The 16,832-nt window shown below is 68.4% G+C and carries 18 protein-coding genes; 10 read left to right on the top strand and 8 right to left on the bottom strand.

From position 1 onward, the window contains the following. The first annotated feature begins 18 nt into the window (after positions 1-18). From purD to GV161_RS17170, 5 genes are all read left to right on the top strand, one after another. Positions 19-1,299 carry a phosphoribosylamine--glycine ligase gene (purD, locus tag GV161_RS17190; protein ID WP_152016846.1) on the top strand — a complete coding sequence of 427 codons (1,281 nt, stop codon included), beginning with the start codon at positions 19-21 and terminating at the stop codon, positions 1,297-1,299. A 59-nt stretch (positions 1,300-1,358) separates the two neighbouring features. After that, positions 1,359-1,613, top strand: a complete 255-nt coding sequence (locus tag GV161_RS17185) for a type II toxin-antitoxin system VapB family antitoxin (RefSeq protein ID WP_152016845.1) — start codon at positions 1,359-1,361, stop codon at positions 1,611-1,613. Then, positions 1,610-2,035 (top strand): type II toxin-antitoxin system VapC family toxin, encoded by a 426-nt coding sequence (locus GV161_RS17180; protein WP_244624249.1) that lies wholly within the window; start codon positions 1,610-1,612, stop codon positions 2,033-2,035. The genes GV161_RS17185 and GV161_RS17180 overlap by 4 nt, the downstream gene beginning before the upstream one ends. Beyond that, complete coding sequence (locus GV161_RS17175; protein WP_152016844.1) at positions 2,032-2,946, top strand: alpha/beta hydrolase; 915 nt, start codon at positions 2,032-2,034, stop codon at positions 2,944-2,946. The genes GV161_RS17180 and GV161_RS17175 overlap by 4 nt, the downstream gene beginning before the upstream one ends. A 163-nt stretch (positions 2,947-3,109) precedes the next feature. Further along, complete coding sequence (locus GV161_RS17170; protein WP_152016843.1) at positions 3,110-3,979, top strand: patatin-like phospholipase family protein; 870 nt, start codon at positions 3,110-3,112, stop codon at positions 3,977-3,979. Here GV161_RS17170 and GV161_RS17165 read toward each other — a convergent pair. Continuing rightward, the gene (locus tag GV161_RS17165) at positions 3,939-4,685 is read right to left on the bottom strand and encodes a helix-turn-helix transcriptional regulator (protein ID WP_244624248.1); all 747 of its coding nucleotides are present in this window, start codon (positions 4,683-4,685) and stop codon (positions 3,939-3,941) included. The genes GV161_RS17170 and GV161_RS17165 overlap by 41 nt on opposite strands. 150 nt (positions 4,686-4,835) lie before the next feature. Between GV161_RS17165 and GV161_RS17160 the strand changes: the two genes are divergently transcribed. Further along, complete coding sequence (locus GV161_RS17160; protein WP_152016842.1) at positions 4,836-5,576, top strand: sulfite exporter TauE/SafE family protein; 741 nt, start codon at positions 4,836-4,838, stop codon at positions 5,574-5,576. 1 nt (position 5,577) lies between these two features. On the opposite strand, the gene GV161_RS17155 is transcribed toward GV161_RS17160, so the two are convergent. From GV161_RS17155 to GV161_RS17145, 3 genes are all read right to left on the bottom strand, one after another. Beyond that, positions 5,578-5,958: a D-Ala-D-Ala carboxypeptidase family metallohydrolase gene (locus GV161_RS17155; protein WP_159650282.1), complete on the bottom strand. Its 381-nt coding sequence runs from the start codon at positions 5,956-5,958 to the stop codon at positions 5,578-5,580. Between the two features lie 375 nt (positions 5,959-6,333). Beyond that, positions 6,334-6,837, bottom strand: coding sequence for an N-acetyltransferase (locus GV161_RS17150; RefSeq protein WP_152016840.1), 504 nt, complete (start codon positions 6,835-6,837; stop codon positions 6,334-6,336). Further along, positions 6,837-7,304, bottom strand: coding sequence for a nucleoside deaminase (locus tag GV161_RS17145; RefSeq protein ID WP_244624247.1), 468 nt, complete (start codon positions 7,302-7,304; stop codon positions 6,837-6,839). The genes GV161_RS17150 and GV161_RS17145 overlap by 1 nt, the downstream gene beginning before the upstream one ends. A 134-nt stretch (positions 7,305-7,438) precedes the next feature. Between GV161_RS17145 and GV161_RS17140 the strand changes: the two genes are divergently transcribed. The 4 genes from GV161_RS17140 to GV161_RS17125 all read left to right on the top strand — a co-directional run bounded on the left by GV161_RS17140 (position 7,439) and on the right by GV161_RS17125 (position 11,518). Continuing rightward, a complete protein-coding gene (locus GV161_RS17140; RefSeq protein WP_152016839.1) occupies positions 7,439-9,679 on the top strand; it encodes a pseudouridine synthase in 2,241 nt (746 codons plus the stop codon). Between the two features lie 72 nt (positions 9,680-9,751). After that, complete coding sequence (gene rsmD, locus GV161_RS17135; protein WP_152016838.1) at positions 9,752-10,312, top strand: 16S rRNA (guanine(966)-N(2))-methyltransferase RsmD; 561 nt, start codon at positions 9,752-9,754, stop codon at positions 10,310-10,312. Positions 10,313-10,415: 103 nt separating this feature from the next. After that, positions 10,416-11,147: a hypothetical protein gene (locus GV161_RS17130; protein WP_152016837.1), complete on the top strand. Its 732-nt coding sequence runs from the start codon at positions 10,416-10,418 to the stop codon at positions 11,145-11,147. Further along, on the top strand, positions 11,144-11,518 hold the full coding sequence (locus tag GV161_RS17125; protein ID WP_152016836.1) for a DUF2019 domain-containing protein: 375 nt from the start codon (positions 11,144-11,146) through the stop codon (positions 11,516-11,518). The genes GV161_RS17130 and GV161_RS17125 overlap by 4 nt, the downstream gene beginning before the upstream one ends. 13 nt (positions 11,519-11,531) lie before the next feature. Here the strand turns inward: GV161_RS17125 and mutL are convergent, their stop codons facing one another. The 4 genes from mutL to GV161_RS17105 form a co-directional block, all read right to left on the bottom strand. Next, positions 11,532-13,346 (bottom strand): DNA mismatch repair endonuclease MutL, encoded by a 1,815-nt coding sequence (mutL, locus tag GV161_RS17120; protein WP_152016835.1) that lies wholly within the window; start codon positions 13,344-13,346, stop codon positions 11,532-11,534. A 22-nt stretch (positions 13,347-13,368) separates the two neighbouring features. Further along, a complete protein-coding gene (locus tag GV161_RS17115; RefSeq protein ID WP_152016834.1) occupies positions 13,369-14,661 on the bottom strand; it encodes a pitrilysin family protein in 1,293 nt (430 codons plus the stop codon). 54 nt (positions 14,662-14,715) lie between these two features. After that, complete coding sequence (locus tag GV161_RS17110; RefSeq protein WP_193219590.1) at positions 14,716-16,014, bottom strand: pitrilysin family protein; 1,299 nt, start codon at positions 16,012-16,014, stop codon at positions 14,716-14,718. Between the two features lie 144 nt (positions 16,015-16,158). Further along, positions 16,159-16,821, bottom strand: coding sequence for a hypothetical protein (locus tag GV161_RS17105; protein ID WP_152016833.1), 663 nt, complete (start codon positions 16,819-16,821; stop codon positions 16,159-16,161). Between the last annotated feature and the right edge of the window lie 11 nt (positions 16,822-16,832).

Here is a 16,832-nt window from a genome sequence, read left to right as displayed (position 1 = left end):
AGCAAGCGGAGAGATGCGATGAACATTCTTCTGATCGGGTCCGGTGGGCGCGAGCATGCCCTAGCCTGGGCGATCTGCGCCTCCCCGCTCTGCGACAAGCTTTTCATTGCCCCCGGCAATCCCGGCACCGCCCAATGCGGCGACAATGTCGTGCTGGATATCGCCGATCACCGCGCCGTCGCCGATTTCTGCAAGCTGCAGGGCGTCGGCCTCGTCGTGGTCGGGCCGGAGGGTCCGCTGGTCGACGGTATCGTCGACGATCTCGAAGCCGCGGGGATCAAGACCTTCGGCCCGTCCAGGGCGGCAGCGCAGCTCGAGGGCTCGAAGGCCTTCACCAAGGAGCTCTGCGCCGAGTTCGGCATCCCGACCGCGGCCTTCGCCCGCTTCACCGACGAGGCTACGGCGAAGGCGTATGTCGCGAAGACCGGCGCGCCGCTGGTGATCAAGGCCGACGGGCTCGCCGCCGGCAAGGGCGTGGTCATGGCCGAGACGGTCGAGCAGGCCAATGAGGCGCTGGCGATGATGTTCTCCGGCGGGCTCGGCGCTGCCGGCGCCGAGGTCGTGATCGAGGAGTGGATGATCGGCGAGGAAGCGAGCTTCTTCGCGCTCTGCGACGGCGCGCATGCTCTGCCCCTCGCCTCGGCTCAGGATCACAAGCGCGCCTTCGACGGCGACACCGGCCCGAATACCGGTGGCATGGGCGCTTACTCACCGGCGCCGGTCATGACCAAGGCGATGGAAGCGCAGGTCATGACCGAGATCATTGCGCCGACGCTGGCCGGCATGAACCAGCGCGGCACGCCGTTCAAAGGGGTGCTCTTCGCCGGGCTGATGATCACCGCCGACGGCCCGAAGCTGATCGAATACAACACCCGCTTCGGCGATCCAGAATGCGAGGTGCTGATGCCGCGCCTGAAGAGCGATCTGGTGCCGGCCCTGCTCGCCGCGCGCGACGGCGTGCTGAATGCGATCGACCTGCGCTGGTCCGACAACGTCGCGCTGACGGTGGTGATGGCGGCGAAGGGCTATCCCGGCACGCCCGAGAAGGGCAGCGTCATCGAGGGCATCGACAAGGCTGCCGCCGAAAAGGATGTGCTGGTCTTCCACGCCGGCACGCAGGCGAAGGGCAACGACATCGTCGCCAACGGTGGGCGCGTGCTCAACATCGTCGCGCTCGGAAAGAGCGTCAGCGAGGCGCAGGCCAAGGCTTACGCGGCTGTCGACCTGATCGACTGGCCCGGCGGCTTCTGCCGCCGCGATATCGGCTGGCAGGCGATCAAGCGCGAGCGCGAAGGCTGACAGAGCGATCGGCGCGTTGTATATATCGAACTAGCAATCGATATATACACGAGGATGCCATGGCCATCCTGATCAAGGATCCCGACGCCGACAGGATCGTAAGAGAGCTCGCCGCTCGGACCGGAGAGACGATCACCGACGCAGTCAAAACGGCAGCCGAGGAACGGCTTGCGCGTCTGCCCAAGCCGAAGCAGGGGCGGATCGATCTGGAGAAGGTCGAGAAACTTCTCGCCGAGATCCGGACCTATCGGGTCGACGATCCGAGAACCGATGACGAGATCATCGGCTATGACGAGAACGGCCTGCCCTCGTGACAGCAGACACGATCGTCGTCGACAGCTCGGTCATCGTTGCAATTTTGCTTGAGGAGCCGGAAGCTCGATCGTTCTTGGAACGGTTGAGCTTCAGCCCTCGAAATATCTGCTCGGCCATGAGCTTCGTGGAGTGCGTCATGGTGCTTTCGACGCGAGCACCCGGGCTATCTCTGGAGCGCTTCACGCAGTCTCTGTCGGATTTCGCCATCGATATCGCTCCTGTCGATCCAGCCCAGGCCTCAATTGCCGCGAAGGCCTTCCTGCGCTTCGGCAAGGGCCGCCACCCGGCCAAGCTCAATCTCGGCGACTGCTTCTCCTATGCTCTTGCCAAATCCTTGAACGCGCCTCTGCTCTACAAGGGCGAGGATTTCGGCCTGACGGACATCGCCGCGGCCGTACCGTCACAGGAGCAGCGGCCATGACCAATATCGACAGCCTCTTTCCCGGTTTCGAGGCGCGCTGGATCGACGGGCCGGTCGGCAAGATCTTCGCCCGCGTCGGCGGCGAAGGGCCGCCGGTGGTGCTGATCCACGGCTTCCCGCAGACCCACGCCGAATGGCACGAGATGGCGGGCGAACTGGCGAAGACGCACACGGTCGTCTGCCCGGACCTGCGCGGCTATGGCTGGTCGGCCGCTCCGCATGGCGATGACGGCAAGGCGCTCTACGGCAAGCGTGGCATGGGCGAAGACATCGTCGCCGCGATGAGTACGCTCGGCTTCAACCGCTTCGCGGTGATCGGCCATGACCGCGGCGCCCGCGTCGCCTATCGCCTCGCACTCGACCATCCCGGCCGGGTCGAGCGGCTCGTCCTGCTCGACATCCTGCCGACCGTCTCGATGTGGGAGGGCATGAACGCAGCGCGCGCCATGCAGGTCTATCACTGGACCTTCCTCGCCCAGCCCGAGCCCGTGCCGGAGAAGCTGATCCAGGCCGACCCCGCCGGCTGGCTCGACCATACGATCGCGAGCTGGACGCGGGCCAAGAAGATCGAGGCCTTCCACCCGCTGGCGATGGCCGCCTACGTCGACTCCTTCGACGACCCCTCGCGCATCCATGCCGCCTGCGAGGATTATCGTGCCGGCGCGACCACCGATCTCGATCACGACAAGGCCGATCTCGGGGCGGGCAAAAAGATCCTCTGCCCGGTGCTGGTGCTCTGGGGCGAGGCTGGCATCCCGGCCAAGGGCGCGAGCCCACTCGCGATCTGGCGCGAGACCTTCGCACCGCAGGCGGAGGGTCAGGCGATCGTCAGCGGCCATTTCCTGCCGGAGGAGAATCCGCAGGACACCCTCGCGGCAGTGAAACCTTTCCTGGCGCAACCGCTTTCATAAACAAGCTGGTCATCCCGGACGAAGCGCAGCGGAGATCCGGGATCCATGCCTGAGCCTCACCAATAAAGGTTCCGGCATGGATCCCGGGTCTCCCTTCGGTCGCCCGGGATGACTATGAAGGGGGTGTGCTTTCGACATGCCCAGAAGCGGATCGCCTTTCGCCATGACTTCAGCCCTGCCAGCGACGAACAGAGCCTCTTCACAGCCCGAGCTCGTCCTCGTGCTCGGCTCGGGCGGCGCGCGCGGGCTCAGCCATATCCCGGTGCTGGAGGCGCTCGACGAGCTCGGCCTGAAGCCGGCGCTGATCGCCGGCTCGTCGATGGGCGCGATCGTCGGCGCGGCCTATGCCGCCGGCCTCTCCGGACGCGACCTGCGCGCCCATGTCGAGGCGAGCTTCCGCGACCGTGCCCGGGTGATCGCCCGGCTGCTCGAAGCGCGCATCGGCAAGATCGCCGATCTCTGGCGCGGCGGCCTCGGCAATCCCGTGCTGATCGACGGGGAGCGCCTGCTCGACCTGTTCTGGCCACAGGCCGTGCCTGATCGCTTCGAGGAGCTCGGCATCCCCTTCCTCGCGGTGGCGACCGATTACCATCTGCATGACGAGGTCGTCCTCGGCAGCGGACCGCTCACGCCAGCCGTCGCCGCCTCGCTGGCGATCCCCGGGCTGATCCGGCCGGTGACGATCGGCGGGCGCGTGCTGATCGATGGCGGCGCCATCAATCCCCTGCCCTATGACCGTCTGCTCGGACCGGGCCGGCTCGTGCTCGCGGTCGACACCAGTGCGCCGGCGACCGTCAGCGACAGCCGCGTGCCCGAGCCATTGGAGGCGATGGTCGGCGTCTCGCAGATCCTGACGCGGGCATTGGTCCAGCGCATGATCGAGCGCCAGCCGCCCGACATCCTGATCCGTGCCGGCGGCGAAGGTTTTGGCGGGCTCGATTTCTTCCGCTGGCAGGCGATCCTCGAGGCCGCCCAGCCGGCGAAGGAAGAGGTCAAGCGGAGGCTGTCAGAGGCGCTCGAACGGGCGGCGTGACCGCCTCCGGCTCGTCGCAGCGGAAACCGGGCAGGCCGGCCTCCAGCGCCGCGCGCCCCTTCTCCGTCAGGACAACGGCTCGGCTGTCCTTGATCCGCGTCACCCAGCCCGTCTCGAAGCAGCGGCAGGCCAACGCTGCCGCGAGCGAGCCGGCGAGATGCGGGCGGCGCTCGCTCCAGTCGAGGCAGGGACGCAGCGCGGCGCGCCTGCCCTTGCTCGCCGTCGCCGGATCGATCCCGAGCCCGGCGAAGAGCGCGACACCGGAGCGGCTGAGCCCATAGCCGCCATCAGCGACGGTGAGATGGCCGCCCGCCAAAAGCGCATCATGGATCGCGATGCCCAAGCGGCCGGCGAAATGATCATAGCAGGTCCGGGCACGGGCGAGGTCGGCACTGATGCGCGAGGGCAATCGCCTGCCATTCGCCTGGCCTCCGGAGAGCACCATCAGCCCTTCCAATGCGGTCGCGACCTCCGGCCCAGCCAGGCGATAATAGCGATGGCGGCCTTGCGCGGCGACGTCGAGCAGGCCGCCCTGCATCAGCTTGGCAAGGTGGCCGCTCGCCGTCTGCGGCGCGACGCCGGCGAGGAAGGCGAGCTCCTTGGCCGTCAGCGCGCGTCCGTCCATCAGCGCATGCAGCATGTTGGCGCGGGCGGGATCACCCATCAGATGGGCGATCTCGGCGAGATAGGGTCCGTGCATGGCCATGGCTCGACGTCTCCATTGTGGCTGCCATGATGACGTCCGCGCCCGCTGAGGCAAGCAAGGACGCTACGGCGGAGACCGTAGCATCGAAGAGCGACAGCCAGGGTCAGGACTGCCACAAGTCGCGGCATCGCAATCAGGATCGGCAGGATCATGGACCAGACGACGCTCCTCACCTTCATCGCCGCGACCTTCGTGCTCGCCGGCTTCGTCAAGGGCGTGATCGGGCTCGGCCTGCCGACGATCGCGGTCGGCGTGCTCGGCGTGGTGATGGCGCCGGCGCAGGCGGCGGCGCTGCTGGTCATTCCCAACCTCGTCACCAATAGCTGGCAGCTCACCGGGCCGAAGCTCAAGGCGATCGCGATCCGGCTCTGGCCGATGCTGGCCGGGACCTGCGTCGGCACCTGGGCCGGCGCTGGGCTGCTGGAGAAGGCCAAGGACGGCTCGGCAACGCTCTGGCTCGGTATCGCGCTGGTGCTCTATGCGCTGGTCGGGCTGAAAGCCGCCAAGCTGCGCGTGCCCGCCAACGCCGAGATCTGGCTCGGCCCGCTGGTCGGCGTGATCACCGGCGCCGCCACCGCCGCGACCGGCGTCTTCGTGCTGCCGGCCGTGCCCTATCTGCAGGCGCTCGGCTTCGACAAGGACGAATTGGTGCAGGCGCTCGGCCTGTCGTTCATCGTCTCGACCATCGCGCTATCCTTCGGGCTGGTCGGCGCCGGCGCGCTCGATCTCAAGGTCGCCAGCGCCTCGTTGCTGGCGCTCCTGCCGGCGCTGGCCGGGATGTGGTTCGGCCAGGCGATCCGCCAGCGCATCTCGCCGGCGACCTTCAAGCTCTGCTTCTTCGCCGGACTATTGGCGCTCGGTGGTTATCTTGTTGCCCGGGCGTGGCTCTGAGCTAGCGCCCACGCCCCGCATAAGCCAGGCGACGGCTGCGCTTGTGGCCGTACCAGGCGATCTCGCGATCACCGACATCGACATGGACGAGGCCGTTCGAATAGGAGCCGACGCCGCCGACGGCTTCGATCTTCTTGGCAACGGCCGCGGCGTTGCGTGGCGAGGTGGCGAGCGGGCGGAAATCGATGGCGTTGCCACGATAGTGCTGGGAGTTGCGGGCGTGGCGGCCGCCGCAGGTCGAGGTGATCTGGATCGGGCCGATCTTCGCGGTGAGCTCCTTGATCATGCCGAGGGTTTCGGGCTTCAGGCAGCCGAGACCCTTCACTTGGGGCTGGAACGAGATCATCGCGAGATGGGTATCGGCGGCGAAGGAGGGGGACACAGACCAACAGGCCGCGGACAGCGCAGCCAACGCAACTTTACGCATAATGGAGATTTACCGACTTTGGGGAATGGAAGGCTCAAGCCACCATTCCTTGGTCTGGCTGAGCAGTGCAGCGGCGACCTACGGATGATACAAGGCAAAAACATGGCGAAAATCACCAGCAACGCCTTGATCCATCAACTCGAAACGCCTCTGCCCCATCGGAGTTAGATCGATCGAACTAGGCGTTTCGAATTCCAATACCAGACAATTTACTTTATCTTTACTCTCAAAAATTCCTGAAAGTGACGCAAATACTCTTTCTTGAAGTGCTGACACCGCTCCTTGAAGCATTCGCGCGCAATTCGGCGGCCATACGGGCGGACCGGCCGACTACAGCCCAAACGCCGCCGGGTAGCTGACCGAGCCCTGCTGCCCCGCCAGGGCTTCCGGCACGAGTTCCAACGCCATGAAGGCCTCGCCCGAGAAAGGAGAGGCGAGGTTCCGTGCCAGCGCCGCCGAGAAGCCGAAGCGCGGATAATAATCGGGATGGCCGAGCACGATCACCGCCTCGGCGCCAGCAGCCCGCGCCTCATCCAGCGCCGCCATGATCAGCCGACCGCCGATGCCCTGCTTCTGCAATTCCAGGCGAACGGCCATCGGCGCCAGCGCCAAGGCCTTCACGGCGCGCCCGTCCATCATCGTCGGCAGCCAGCTCAACAGAATATGGCCGATCAGCGCACCGCCCTGCTCCGCGACCAGCTCGACGGCAACGAGACCATCGCTGTGCAGGCGCTCGACGATGCCGACCTCGTCCCCGCCACCGAAGGCGGCGCGGTTGAGCGCGGCGATGGCGTCGGCGTCAGCTGGGTTCGCGGCGCGAATGATCTCCGCCATCAGCGCCGCTCCCGGAAGAAATCGCGCAGCAGCTCTGCCGCCTCGCGCTCGCTCAGGCCGCCATAGACCTCGGGCGCGTGATGGCAGCTCGGGCTGCGATAGAGCCTGACACCGTTCTCGACCGCCCCGCCCTTCGGGTCGGAGGCTGCGAAATAGAGCCGCCTGATCCTTGCGAAGGAGATCGCCGCGGCGCACATCGGGCAAGGCTCGAGCGTGACATAGAGATCGCAATCGATCAGCCGCTCCGACTGGATGGCTTCGCAGGCCAGCCGGATCGCCAATGTCTCGGCATGGGCGGTCGGGTCCTTGAGTTCGAGCGTGCGGTTGCCGGCGCTCGCCAGCACCTCACCGCCCCGGACGACCACCGCCCCGACCGGCACCTCGCCGCGCTCCGCCGCGGCGCGCGCCTCGGCGAGCGCCAGCGCCATCGGCGTAACCTCGACCTGCTTTGCGTCGATCGATCCCATCGAACCCCATCATTGCCGCTCGCAGCGGGCGAAATCGCCTGCTACAAGCGCCGGCTAATACCAGATTCAAGAGCCGCTGCCGTCCCGGATCGCTTCGCAACCCGGTCCGCGATGATCCGGCTTCAGGAGCCACCATGAGCGACGACAACAACCAGAAAAGCCGCGGCCCGCGCAAGGGCGGCGGAACCGGCGGCCGCGGCGGCGGACGCGATGGCGGCCCTGGACGCGGCGGGCCCGGCGGCCGGCCGCCCGGCCGTGGCGGCGCTGGCAAGCCTCCGTTCCGTTCGCGCGATGGCGAGGAACGCCCCCGGCGCGCGCCCGCTGAAGGTGCCGAGCGTCGCCGCAGCGAGGGTGAGCGCCCGGCGGCGCCGCGCTTCGAGAAGAAGCCGTTCCGCGAGCGCCCGAGCGGCGAGCGGCCGTCGCGCGAGGGCGGCGAGCGGCCATTCCGCGACCGTGGCAGCGACGAGCGCCGCGCCAGCCGGCCGCCGCGCGATGGCGACCGGCCAAGTCGCGACAGGACTGGCGGCGACAGGCCCGGCGGCTTCGAGCGTCCTTCTCGGGACGGCGCACCGTCGCGCCCACCGCGCGATGGAGACCGTCCCTTCCGCGGGCGCGGTGACGACGAGCGTCGTGCGGCGCGCCCCGCCCGCGACGGCGCACCGTCCCGGCCGCCTCGCGAAGGCGGCGAGCGGTCGTTCCGTCCGCGCGACGGCGAGGAGCGCCGGCCGCCGCGGGACCGCGGCGAACGTCCATTCCGCGAGCGTAGCGGCGACGCCCCCCGCGCTGCCCGGCCGCCTCGCCGTGAGGAGCGTGGCGAGAGCCGCAGCTTCGGCGGTGGCAAGCGTTTCGATGCGCCGCGTGGCAGCAATCCGACCCGCAGCCGCCCCGACCGGGCGCATCGCAACGCCGCCGAGATCGCCGAGGCCGTCTCGGTTCCGGCCGCGCCGCAGGAGCCCGAGCGCATCGCCAAGGTGATGGCCCGCGCCGGCGTCGCCTCGCGCCGCGACAGCGAGGCGCTGATCGCGGAAGGCCGCGTCAGCGTGAACGGCAAGGTGATCGAGAGCCCGGCGCTCGATGTCGGCCCGAACGACGTCGTTCTGGTCGATGGCGAGCCGTTGCCAGCGCGCGAGCGCACGCGGCTCTGGTTCTACCACAAGCCGCGCGGCCTGGTGACGACCAACCATGATCCGGAGGGGCGCCCGACCGTGTTCGATGCGCTGCCGGAAGACCTGCCGCGCGTGCTCTCGGTCGGCCGGCTCGACATCAACACCGAAGGCCTGCTGCTGCTCACCAATGATGGCGGGCTGGCGCGCATGCTGGAGCTGCCCGAGACCGGCTGGCTCCGGCGCTATCGCGTGCGCGCCTTCGGCCAGGTCAACCAGGGCCAGCTCGACACGCTGAAGGGCGGCGTCACCATCGACGGCGTCCAGTACGGGCCGGTCATCGCCCAGTTCGAGCGCGAGCAGGGTGCGAACACCTGGCTGACCGTCGACCTGCGCGAGGGCAAGAACCGCGAGGTCAAGACGGTGCTGGAGCATCTCGGCCTGCAGGTGAACCGGCTGATCCGGGTCTCCTTCGGCCCGTTCCAGCTCGGCGATCTGCCCGAGGGCGAGGCCGAGGAGGTTCGCTCCAAGGTGCTGAAGGACCAGCTCGGCACCGAGCTGATGACCAAGGCCGGCGTCGATTTCGACTCGCCGCGGCGCGACGAGAACCGATCGGACGACCGACTCACCCGCGGTAGGCCCGCCCCCGCCGGCGACGACCGGCCGCGCCGCCGTCCGCGCGAGGAGCAGGCCGAGGAGGCCCGCCCGCTGCGTGGCGACAAGCCGTGGACGCGCGGCGTCTGGCGCGATGTCGAGGCTGAGCCGCAGCGCGAGCGCAAGGCGCCACCGCGCCGGGGCGCCGATCCAAAGGAAGAACGGCAGGCGCGCGAGGCCACCGGCACCGTCGCCCGCGTGCGCGACAAGGCGATCGCCGATCCGAAGGGCCGACGCGTCAAGGTCGAGCGCATCGCCGCCAAGCCTGGCGACCAGCCGCGCGAGGACAGGCCGGCGCGCGCACCACGCGGCGAGCGTCCAAGCCGTGCGCCACGCGAGGAGAGCTTCGGTCGCGATCGCGGCGGTGAAGCACCCTGGCGCGGCAGCGGCGACTGGGCCGACAAGTCGCCGCGCGGCAAGCGCCCGCCAGGCGCCGGCGCTGGTGCCGACGAACGCCCTGCCCGCCCCTTTCGCGGCAAGCCGACCGGCGACCGGCCGGGCGGCGATCGGCCGGGCGGACGAGGCCCGCGCCCAGGTGGCGACAAGCGCCCACCGCGCTCCGGTCCGCCGCGGTCCGGTCCGCCGCGCTCTGGCGGCGGGCGTGATCGTCGCGGCTGAGGCGGGCATGATGCCGAAAAGTGGGACCCGGTTTTCGGGTTACATCATGCCCACAATGCAAGAGACCGCCTGATGCGCATCGTCGGGGGGCGCTTCGGCGGCCGGTCTCTCGCCAGCCCGAAGCCGGGCATCGGCGCGATCCGGCCGACCTCGGACCGCCTGCGGGAATCGCTGTTCAACGTGCTGGCGCATGGCCATGGCGATGCGGCCGACGGGGCGCGCGTGCTCGATCTCTTCGCCGGCACCGGCGCGATGGCGTTCGAGGCGCTGTCGCGCGGCGCCGCCTTCGCGCTCCTGGTCGATGACGGGGCCGAGGCGCGCGGGCTGATCCGCGAGAACCAGATGGCGCTGGGGCTCGCCGGCTATAGTCGCATCTTCCGCCGCGACGCGACCAGGCTCGGCCCGATCACCGGCATGGCGCCGTTCGACCTCGTCTTCTGCGACCCGCCCTATCGCAAGGGCCTGGGTGAAAAAGCCCTCGCCTCGGCCCGAGAAGGCGGCTGGTTGGCGAAGGATGCTCTCGTCCTGCTGGAAGAAGCCGCCGGAGTGGAGATCGCGCTGCCCGAAGGCTTCGAGGAGCTCGACCGGCGCGACTATGGCGAGACGCAGGTGCGGTTTCTGCGGATTACCTGAGGCGGAAGTGCCCTTTGCTCTGACGAGCGGGGATAGAATGCAATCTTATCCCCGGCCCGATTTTCGCGCTTAATCTCCGTGTCCGTCGCGGAGATGCGCACGGATGCTTCCCAAACACTCGCTTTCCCAATCAGCTCGCCCAAGACCACTGAGCGTCCGCGCGCTGGCCTGCCATATCGCCGGCGAGCGCATGATGGCGGCCTTCGCCCGCCTGCAAGAGTTCGTCGAGAAGGCCGGTTTCAATCCCGATCAGCCACGCGCGCCCGGAGGCGGGCCGGGCGGTGGACAATGGATCTATGTTGACGACTATGCCCAAGGCCGGCAGCCCGGCATCGGCGACAATGGTGGCCCGCCGCTCGACCCGCCGGAACCTCCCAAGGAGCCGCCGAAGGACAAAGCCTCGCGCACGCAGGCCGCCAAGGAGCTGGCGAAGCAAATACTGCGGCGAGCTGGCCCGATCGGTGCCCTAATCACAGTAATTGAAGCTGCCGAGCATTACTCTGAAATCCCATCGATCACGTCCTATCAGGACGCGCCGAAGACGCTTTCAGAGCTCCAGCAAAATGCTGGCAAAAGGCGCCCGGGCTATGAGGACCACCACATCGTCGAGCAAGGGGCGGGCGATCGCGAGGGCTTCTCACGCTCGCGGATCGACGGCGCCGACAACGTCGTCAGCGCACCGAAATACAAGCATCATGAGATCACGGGCTGGTACAATAAACCGAACCAGAATTTCGGCATGCAAACACCACGGAACTATCTGCGCGGGAAGGACTGGTCCGACCATGTCAGCGTCGGGCACCAAGCATTGCGTGAAATCGGGGTCCTGAAATGACGCAGCAAAAGAACCTGAAATCCCTGTCGAACGCCGAGATCGTCAACCTCTTCGAACGCCTCTGCATCCAGCAATACGATGCGATGGAGCGCGAGGAGCAGGCACGCGTCAATCGCCTGGTCTGGCGAGTCCACGACCTCGAAATGGAGCTCAAGTCGCGGCCCGGCGATCAAAGGTGTGAACTCATGAGATTGTTCGGCCATCCTAATATGCAGGTCCGACTTTCCGCCGCACAAGCAAACCTCGCCGTCGATTATGCGTCCGCTCGGCGAGAGATTCAGGCGATCAAAGACTCGAAATGGTACCCACAGGCCATGGATGCCGGCATGACCCTCTATTTTCTCGATACCGGCGAATCCAAGCCCACGTGACTTGGACTGTCCCTCACCTTCTCCCGAACAGCTTCTCGATATCGCTGAGCTTCAATTCGACATAGGTCGGCCGGCCGTGATTGCACTGGCCGGAATTCGGCGTCGCTTCCATCTCGCGCAGCAGCGCGTCCATCTCCTCCGGCCGCAGGCGGCGGCCAGCTCGGACCGAGTTGTGGCAGGCCATCGTCGCCAGCACATGGTCGAGCCGCCGTTCCAGCGAGCCGGCATCGCCATGCTCGGCGAGCGCGTCGGCGACGTCGCGGACGATGCCCTGGAGATTGCCGCCGGCAACCGCGGCCGGCGCCTCGCGCACCAGCACGGCGCCGGGGCCGAAGCTCTCGATGACGAGGCCGAGCGAGGCGAGATCCGGAGCCGCCGCGTTCAGCCGGTCGGCGTCGACCGGATCGAGCTCGACCACCTCGGGCAGCAGCATGGGCTGACTGATGATGCCGCTCTTCGCCCGCTCCGCTTTGAGCCGCTCATAGACCAGGCGCTCATGCGCGGCGTGCTGGTCGACGATGACCATGCCGTCGCGGGTCTGCGCGACGATATAGGTGCCGTGGACCTGGGCGCGGGCGGCCCCGAGCGGCCGGTCGAGCGCATCCTGCGGCGGCTCGGCGAGATGGGCGCGCGCATCGGCCGAGGGCATGGCGAGATCGGCGAAACCGGCCTGCAGCGGCTGGGCGGGAGCCTCGGGCATGCGCCAGTCGGCGACGCTACCGAAATTCGGGCGCTGGATCGTCGCCGGGCCGCCATTGCCGAAGCCGCCCCCTGAAAAGACGGCGCGGAAGGCGTCGAGCGTGCGGGCGCCGCCGGTGGTGGTCGCGCGGTGGCCGGCGCCGGCGAGCGCCGCCTTCAGGCTCGAGACGACGAGGCCGCGCACCAGCGCCGGATCGCGGAAGCGGACCTCGCTCTTGGCCGGGTGGACGTTGACGTCGACGACGGCGGGATCGCAGAGCACGTCGAGATAGAGCACCGGGTGCCGGTCAGAGGGCACGACGTCGGCATAGGCGCCGCGCACCGCCGAGAGCAGCAGCTTGTCACGTACCGGGCGGCCATTGACCGCCATATGGACGCCGGCCGAGGTGCCGCGATGGAAGGTCGGCAGGCCAGCGAAGCCCGAGAGCCTGACGCCCTCGCGCTCGGTCTCGACGGGCAAGGCGTTCTCGGGGAAGTCGCGGCCAAGCGCGCGGCCAAGGCGGCGCAGATGGCCATCGGAACCGATCGGCTCAGCCGGCCAGTCGAAGGCGCCGGCATGCTCGCCTTCGAGCGAGAAACGCACGTCCGGATGGGCGATGGCGAGCCGCCGCAGCATGTCGGAGACGGCCTGCGCCTCGGCCCGGTCGCTCTTCAGGAATTTCAGGCGGGCCGGGGTGAAGATGAAGAGGTCGCTGACCTCGATGCGGGTGCCGGGCGCAGCCGCAGCCGGCCGCACCGCCCCCTTGGCGCCGGCCTCGACCACGAGGGCGCAGCCCTGCGCCGCATCGCGCTGACGCGAGGTGATCGACAGGCGCGCGACCGAGCCGATCGAGGGCAAGGCCTCGCCGCGGAAGCCGAGCGAACGGATGGCGAAGAGGTCGCCATCGGGGAGCTTGGAGGTGGCGTGGCGCTCGACGCAGAGGGCAAGGTCCTCCGGGCTCATGCCGATGCCGTCGTCGACGACGCGGATCAGTTCGCGCCCGCCGGCCCGGATGGTGACGGCGATGCTGGCGGCACCGGCATCGATCGCGTTCTCGACCAATTCCTTCACCGCCGCGGCCGGCCGCTCGATCACCTCGCCGGCGGCGATGCGATCGACCAGAACGGGATCGAGGCGGCGAATACTCATGAGAGCTCCTCGGCCGGGAGCGTCAGACCAGCCCGACCGGCCGGCCGACGGCCTGGACGAGCAGCTTGCCCTCGCCGAACAGACGCTGCGCGACGCGCCGGACATCGGCGAGCGTCACGGCGGCGAAGCGTTGGTTGCGGGTCTCGACGAAGTCCGGCTGCTCGCCGCGAATCGCAAGGCCGAGCAGTTCGCCAGCGATCTTCGGCGAGGTGTCGAAGCGCAGCGAATAGGAGCCGATCAGATAGCGCTTGGCCTCCTCGACCTCGTGCTCGCTCGGCCCTTCAGTGACGAGCTTGGCGATCTCCTCGCGGATCACCGCCATGGACTCGGCGACCCGGTCGTTGCGGGTCGAGGTGCCGCCGACGAGGAAGCCGGTCTGGCGCAAGGGCATCAGGCTGGAGGATACGCCATAGGCGAGACCGCGCTTCTCGCGCACCTCCATGAACAGACGCGAGGTGAAGGCCGAGCCGCCGAGGATATGGTTCAGCACGGTCGCGGCGATGAAATCGGGATCGTCCCACATCAGGCCGGGGCCGACGAAGCGTAGCACGGTCTGCGGCACGTCCAGATCGACGATATGCGTCTGGCCGAGCCCTGCGACCGGCAAGGGCGCTGCCGGCTCGACACGCGGTGCCCCTGCCGGCAGTGAACCGAAGAGAGCGTCGAGCCGCAAAGCCAGCTCGCTCGCGGTGATGTCACCAACCGCGACGACCTTGAGACCACCACGGGTGAAGAGGCCCTGCGTCAGCGCCTTCAGCGCCGCAGGCTCGATCCCGCCGACGCTGGCGACGTCGCCGCGCTCGGGCCGGCCATAGGGATGGCCGGGAAAGGCCGCGGCGAAGAGCGCGTTGCGGCACATCACATCCGGGTTCTGCGCCTGGCGCTGCAGGCCGGCGATCACCTGTGCCTTGACCCGCGCCACCGCATCGGCGTCGAAGCGTGGCGCGTTGAGCGCCAGGCCGAGCAGTTCGAAGGCGACCTCGCGATGCTGCGACAGCGTCTGGAGCTGGCCGTGGAAGTCGTCGCGGCGGGCATCGAAGGAAAGGTTGATGGCGTGGTCGGCGAGCCGGCCCTGGAAGGCCTCGGCATCGAGATCGCCGGCTCCCTCGTCGAGCAGGCCGGAGACGAGATTGGCGCTGCCGGCCGCATTGGCGGGGTCGCGGTTGGCGCCGCCGTCGAAGGCGAAGTCGAGGGCGAGCAGCGGCAGGCTGTGCTCCTCGACCAGCCAGGCCTCGACACCGCAGGCGGCGGTGACGCGCTGGACGGCAAGGGACGGACCGGGAGTGGCGGCGGTGGGAGCGAGCGAAACGGTCATCGGCAATCCTCGGCGGCGGACCTGCGCCCGCCTATCATGGCTTCAAGCGCGATATCAGGCAGCGGCCGGCAGCAGCAGGCCGGTAACCGAGCGATCGGGCCGGAGATAGCGCCGCACCGCTTCGACGACCTGCTCGCGCGTCACCGCCTCGATACGCTGCGGCCAGAGCAGCACGTCCTCGACGCTCTCACCCACAGCGAGCGCCGAGCCGAAGATGCGGGCGAGCGAGGACTGGCTGTCGCGGGCGAAGACCGTCTCGGCGACGAGGCGGGTGCGGGCGCGAGCGAGCTCCAGCTCGGTCGGTCCCTCGGCGATGAAGGCGGCGAGCGCCGCATCGAGCCCGGCTTCGAGCGCCGCCATCTCGACACCCGGACGCGGGCTGACCGAGAGCTGGAAGGCCGAGCGGTCGACCATCGAGCCCATGAAATAGGCGCCGGCGCCGGCAGCGAGCTCCTGCTCGACGCAGAGCCTGCGATAGAGCCGCGAGGTCGTGCCGCCGCCAAGGATCTCGGCCGCCAGCTCGAGCGCGAAGGCTTCGTCACGCTGCGGCGAGACATAGGTCGGCGCCAGCCAGGCGCGGCGCAGCGACGGCTGCTGCACGCGCGGGTCGGAAAGCGTTACGCGCCGTGCGGCGCGCGGCTCCGGCTCGGCCGGGCGCTTGCGGCGCGGCGCCTCGCCGCGGGCCGGGATCACGCCATAGGTCTCCTGGGCGAGGCGCAGCACCTCGGCCGGCTCAACGTCGCCGGCAACGACCAGGATGGCGTTCTCCGGCGTGTAGAAGCGCTGGTAATAGGCAAAGGCATCGTCGCGCGAGAGTTCCTCGATCTCGTGCTCCCAGCCGATGATCGGCGTGCCGTAGGGGTGGTGAGCATAGAGTGCGCTGGAGAACTCCTCACCGAGCTGTGCGGCCGGATCGGCATCGACGCGCATGCGCCGCTCTTCCAGCACCACGTCGCGCTCGGGCGCAACCACGCTCTCGTCGAAAGCGAGGCCGGTCATCCGGTCGGCCTCGTAGTCCATCATCGCGCGCAGGTGCTCCTTCGGCACGCGCTGGAAATAGGCAGTGTAGTCATAGGAGGTGAAGGCGTTCTCCTGGCCGCCATAGCTCGCGACGATCTTCGAGAACTCGCCGGCCGGCCATTTCGCCGTGCCCTTGAACATCAGGTGCTCAAGGAAATGAGCGATGCCCGACTTGGCGGTCGGATCGTCGCCGGAGCCGTTGCGGTACCAGACCATATGGGTGACGACGGGGGCGCGATGGTCGGGCGCGACCACGATCTGGAGCCCGTTGGCAAGCCTATAGGATTCGATCTGGCTGGCGGCTGTATTGGCGGGAGCGGTGTGCACCGTCATGACCTTGAAAAGCTCCTGCAGATCGCGAGGTCCAGAAACGAACCGGCTCGGGCCCGCATGGGCCCGAGCCGGGGAAGAGGCTTGTGCTCTAGATAGTCCGGCTGCAGCAGAAAACCAACGCAGCGCAGGACAATGGCATGCAGCCTATTGGTTTTCGTAGACCTTCTGGCCGACGAGGAACTCGCGCTGGCCGACAGCCTGCTTGTCCTCGCGCGGACCGGATGCGCCCGGACCGAGCGCGGCCGTCGCGGCCGGGCGACGATAGCCGGTCGGCGGCTCATGCAGATAGCGGCGGGACGGCTCGGTGCCAAATTCGAGATTGGAGGTATCGGTCTGCGCCTGACGTGCCGCCATCTCGCGGCCGATACGGATCGGCTCGATCTGGTTGTTGCCGGTATTGTGGTCGGGAACGATGCCTTCGGGCCCGTTGCCGCGTCCGTTGACGCGGCCGCGGCGCAGTTCCTCCTGCGACATCAACGGCCTGGTGTTGGCGCGGTAGGCCTCGGTGGTCGCGAACAGGATGTTGGAGCTGTCGCGGTCGGCCTTGCGACGGGCGACGTCCGGATCATCCGGCCAGGCGGCGCTGCGGTTGGCGCCAACTTCCTGCGGCTTCGGCAAGGTGGAGGACGGCGGCACGACCAGCGGGGCGCGCTGCTTATACTCGATGTCCGATTTGTCGCGGCCGAACAGGCCCATGCCATCGACCAGATTCTTGAAGAGCATGCCTTCCTGGGCGAAAGCAGGGGTCGTCGCCAGCAGCAGGCCGCCGGCGAGCAGCATGCGCGAAGCGCGGATCCGATAAGCCATCTCACCTCTCC

It is taken from the genome of Bosea sp. 29B (assembly GCF_902506165.1).
GTDB lineage: Bacteria > Pseudomonadota > Alphaproteobacteria > Rhizobiales > Beijerinckiaceae > Allobosea.
The sequence above is the reverse complement of the archived record's forward strand: the minus strand, read 5'-3'. Positions and strand labels throughout refer to the sequence as shown.

Bases quoted from the DNA above. Each gene is read 5' to 3' on its own strand.
- GV161_RS17140 (WP_152016839.1), top strand. From the start codon at position 7,439: ATGAGCGACGACAACAACCAGAAAAGCCGCGGCCCGCGCAAGGGCGGC.
- GV161_RS17170 (WP_152016843.1), top strand. From the start codon at position 3,110: ATGACTTCAGCCCTGCCAGCGACGAACAGAGCCTCTTCACAGCCCGAG.
- GV161_RS17150 (WP_152016840.1), bottom strand. From the start codon at position 6,837: ATGGCGGAGATCATTCGCGCCGCGAACCCAGCTGACGCCGACGCCATC.
- GV161_RS17110 (WP_193219590.1), bottom strand. From the start codon at position 16,014: ATGACGGTGCACACCGCTCCCGCCAATACAGCCGCCAGCCAGATCGAA.
- GV161_RS17105 (WP_152016833.1), bottom strand. From the start codon at position 16,821: ATGGCTTATCGGATCCGCGCTTCGCGCATGCTGCTCGCCGGCGGCCTG.
- GV161_RS17130 (WP_152016837.1), top strand. From the start codon at position 10,416: ATGCTTCCCAAACACTCGCTTTCCCAATCAGCTCGCCCAAGACCACTG.
- mutL (WP_152016835.1), bottom strand. From the start codon at position 13,346: ATGAGTATTCGCCGCCTCGATCCCGTTCTGGTCGATCGCATCGCCGCC.
- GV161_RS17160 (WP_152016842.1), top strand. From the start codon at position 4,836: ATGGACCAGACGACGCTCCTCACCTTCATCGCCGCGACCTTCGTGCTC.
- GV161_RS17125 (WP_152016836.1), top strand. From the start codon at position 11,144: ATGACGCAGCAAAAGAACCTGAAATCCCTGTCGAACGCCGAGATCGTC.
- GV161_RS17165 (WP_244624248.1), bottom strand. From the start codon at position 4,685: ATGGCCATGCACGGACCCTATCTCGCCGAGATCGCCCATCTGATGGGT.
- GV161_RS17145 (WP_244624247.1), bottom strand. From the start codon at position 7,304: ATGGGATCGATCGACGCAAAGCAGGTCGAGGTTACGCCGATGGCGCTG.
- GV161_RS17175 (WP_152016844.1), top strand. From the start codon at position 2,032: ATGACCAATATCGACAGCCTCTTTCCCGGTTTCGAGGCGCGCTGGATC.
- rsmD (WP_152016838.1), top strand. From the start codon at position 9,752: ATGCGCATCGTCGGGGGGCGCTTCGGCGGCCGGTCTCTCGCCAGCCCG.
- GV161_RS17185 (WP_152016845.1), top strand. From the start codon at position 1,359: ATGGCCATCCTGATCAAGGATCCCGACGCCGACAGGATCGTAAGAGAG.
- purD (WP_152016846.1), top strand. From the start codon at position 19: ATGAACATTCTTCTGATCGGGTCCGGTGGGCGCGAGCATGCCCTAGCC.
- GV161_RS17115 (WP_152016834.1), bottom strand. From the start codon at position 14,661: ATGACCGTTTCGCTCGCTCCCACCGCCGCCACTCCCGGTCCGTCCCTT.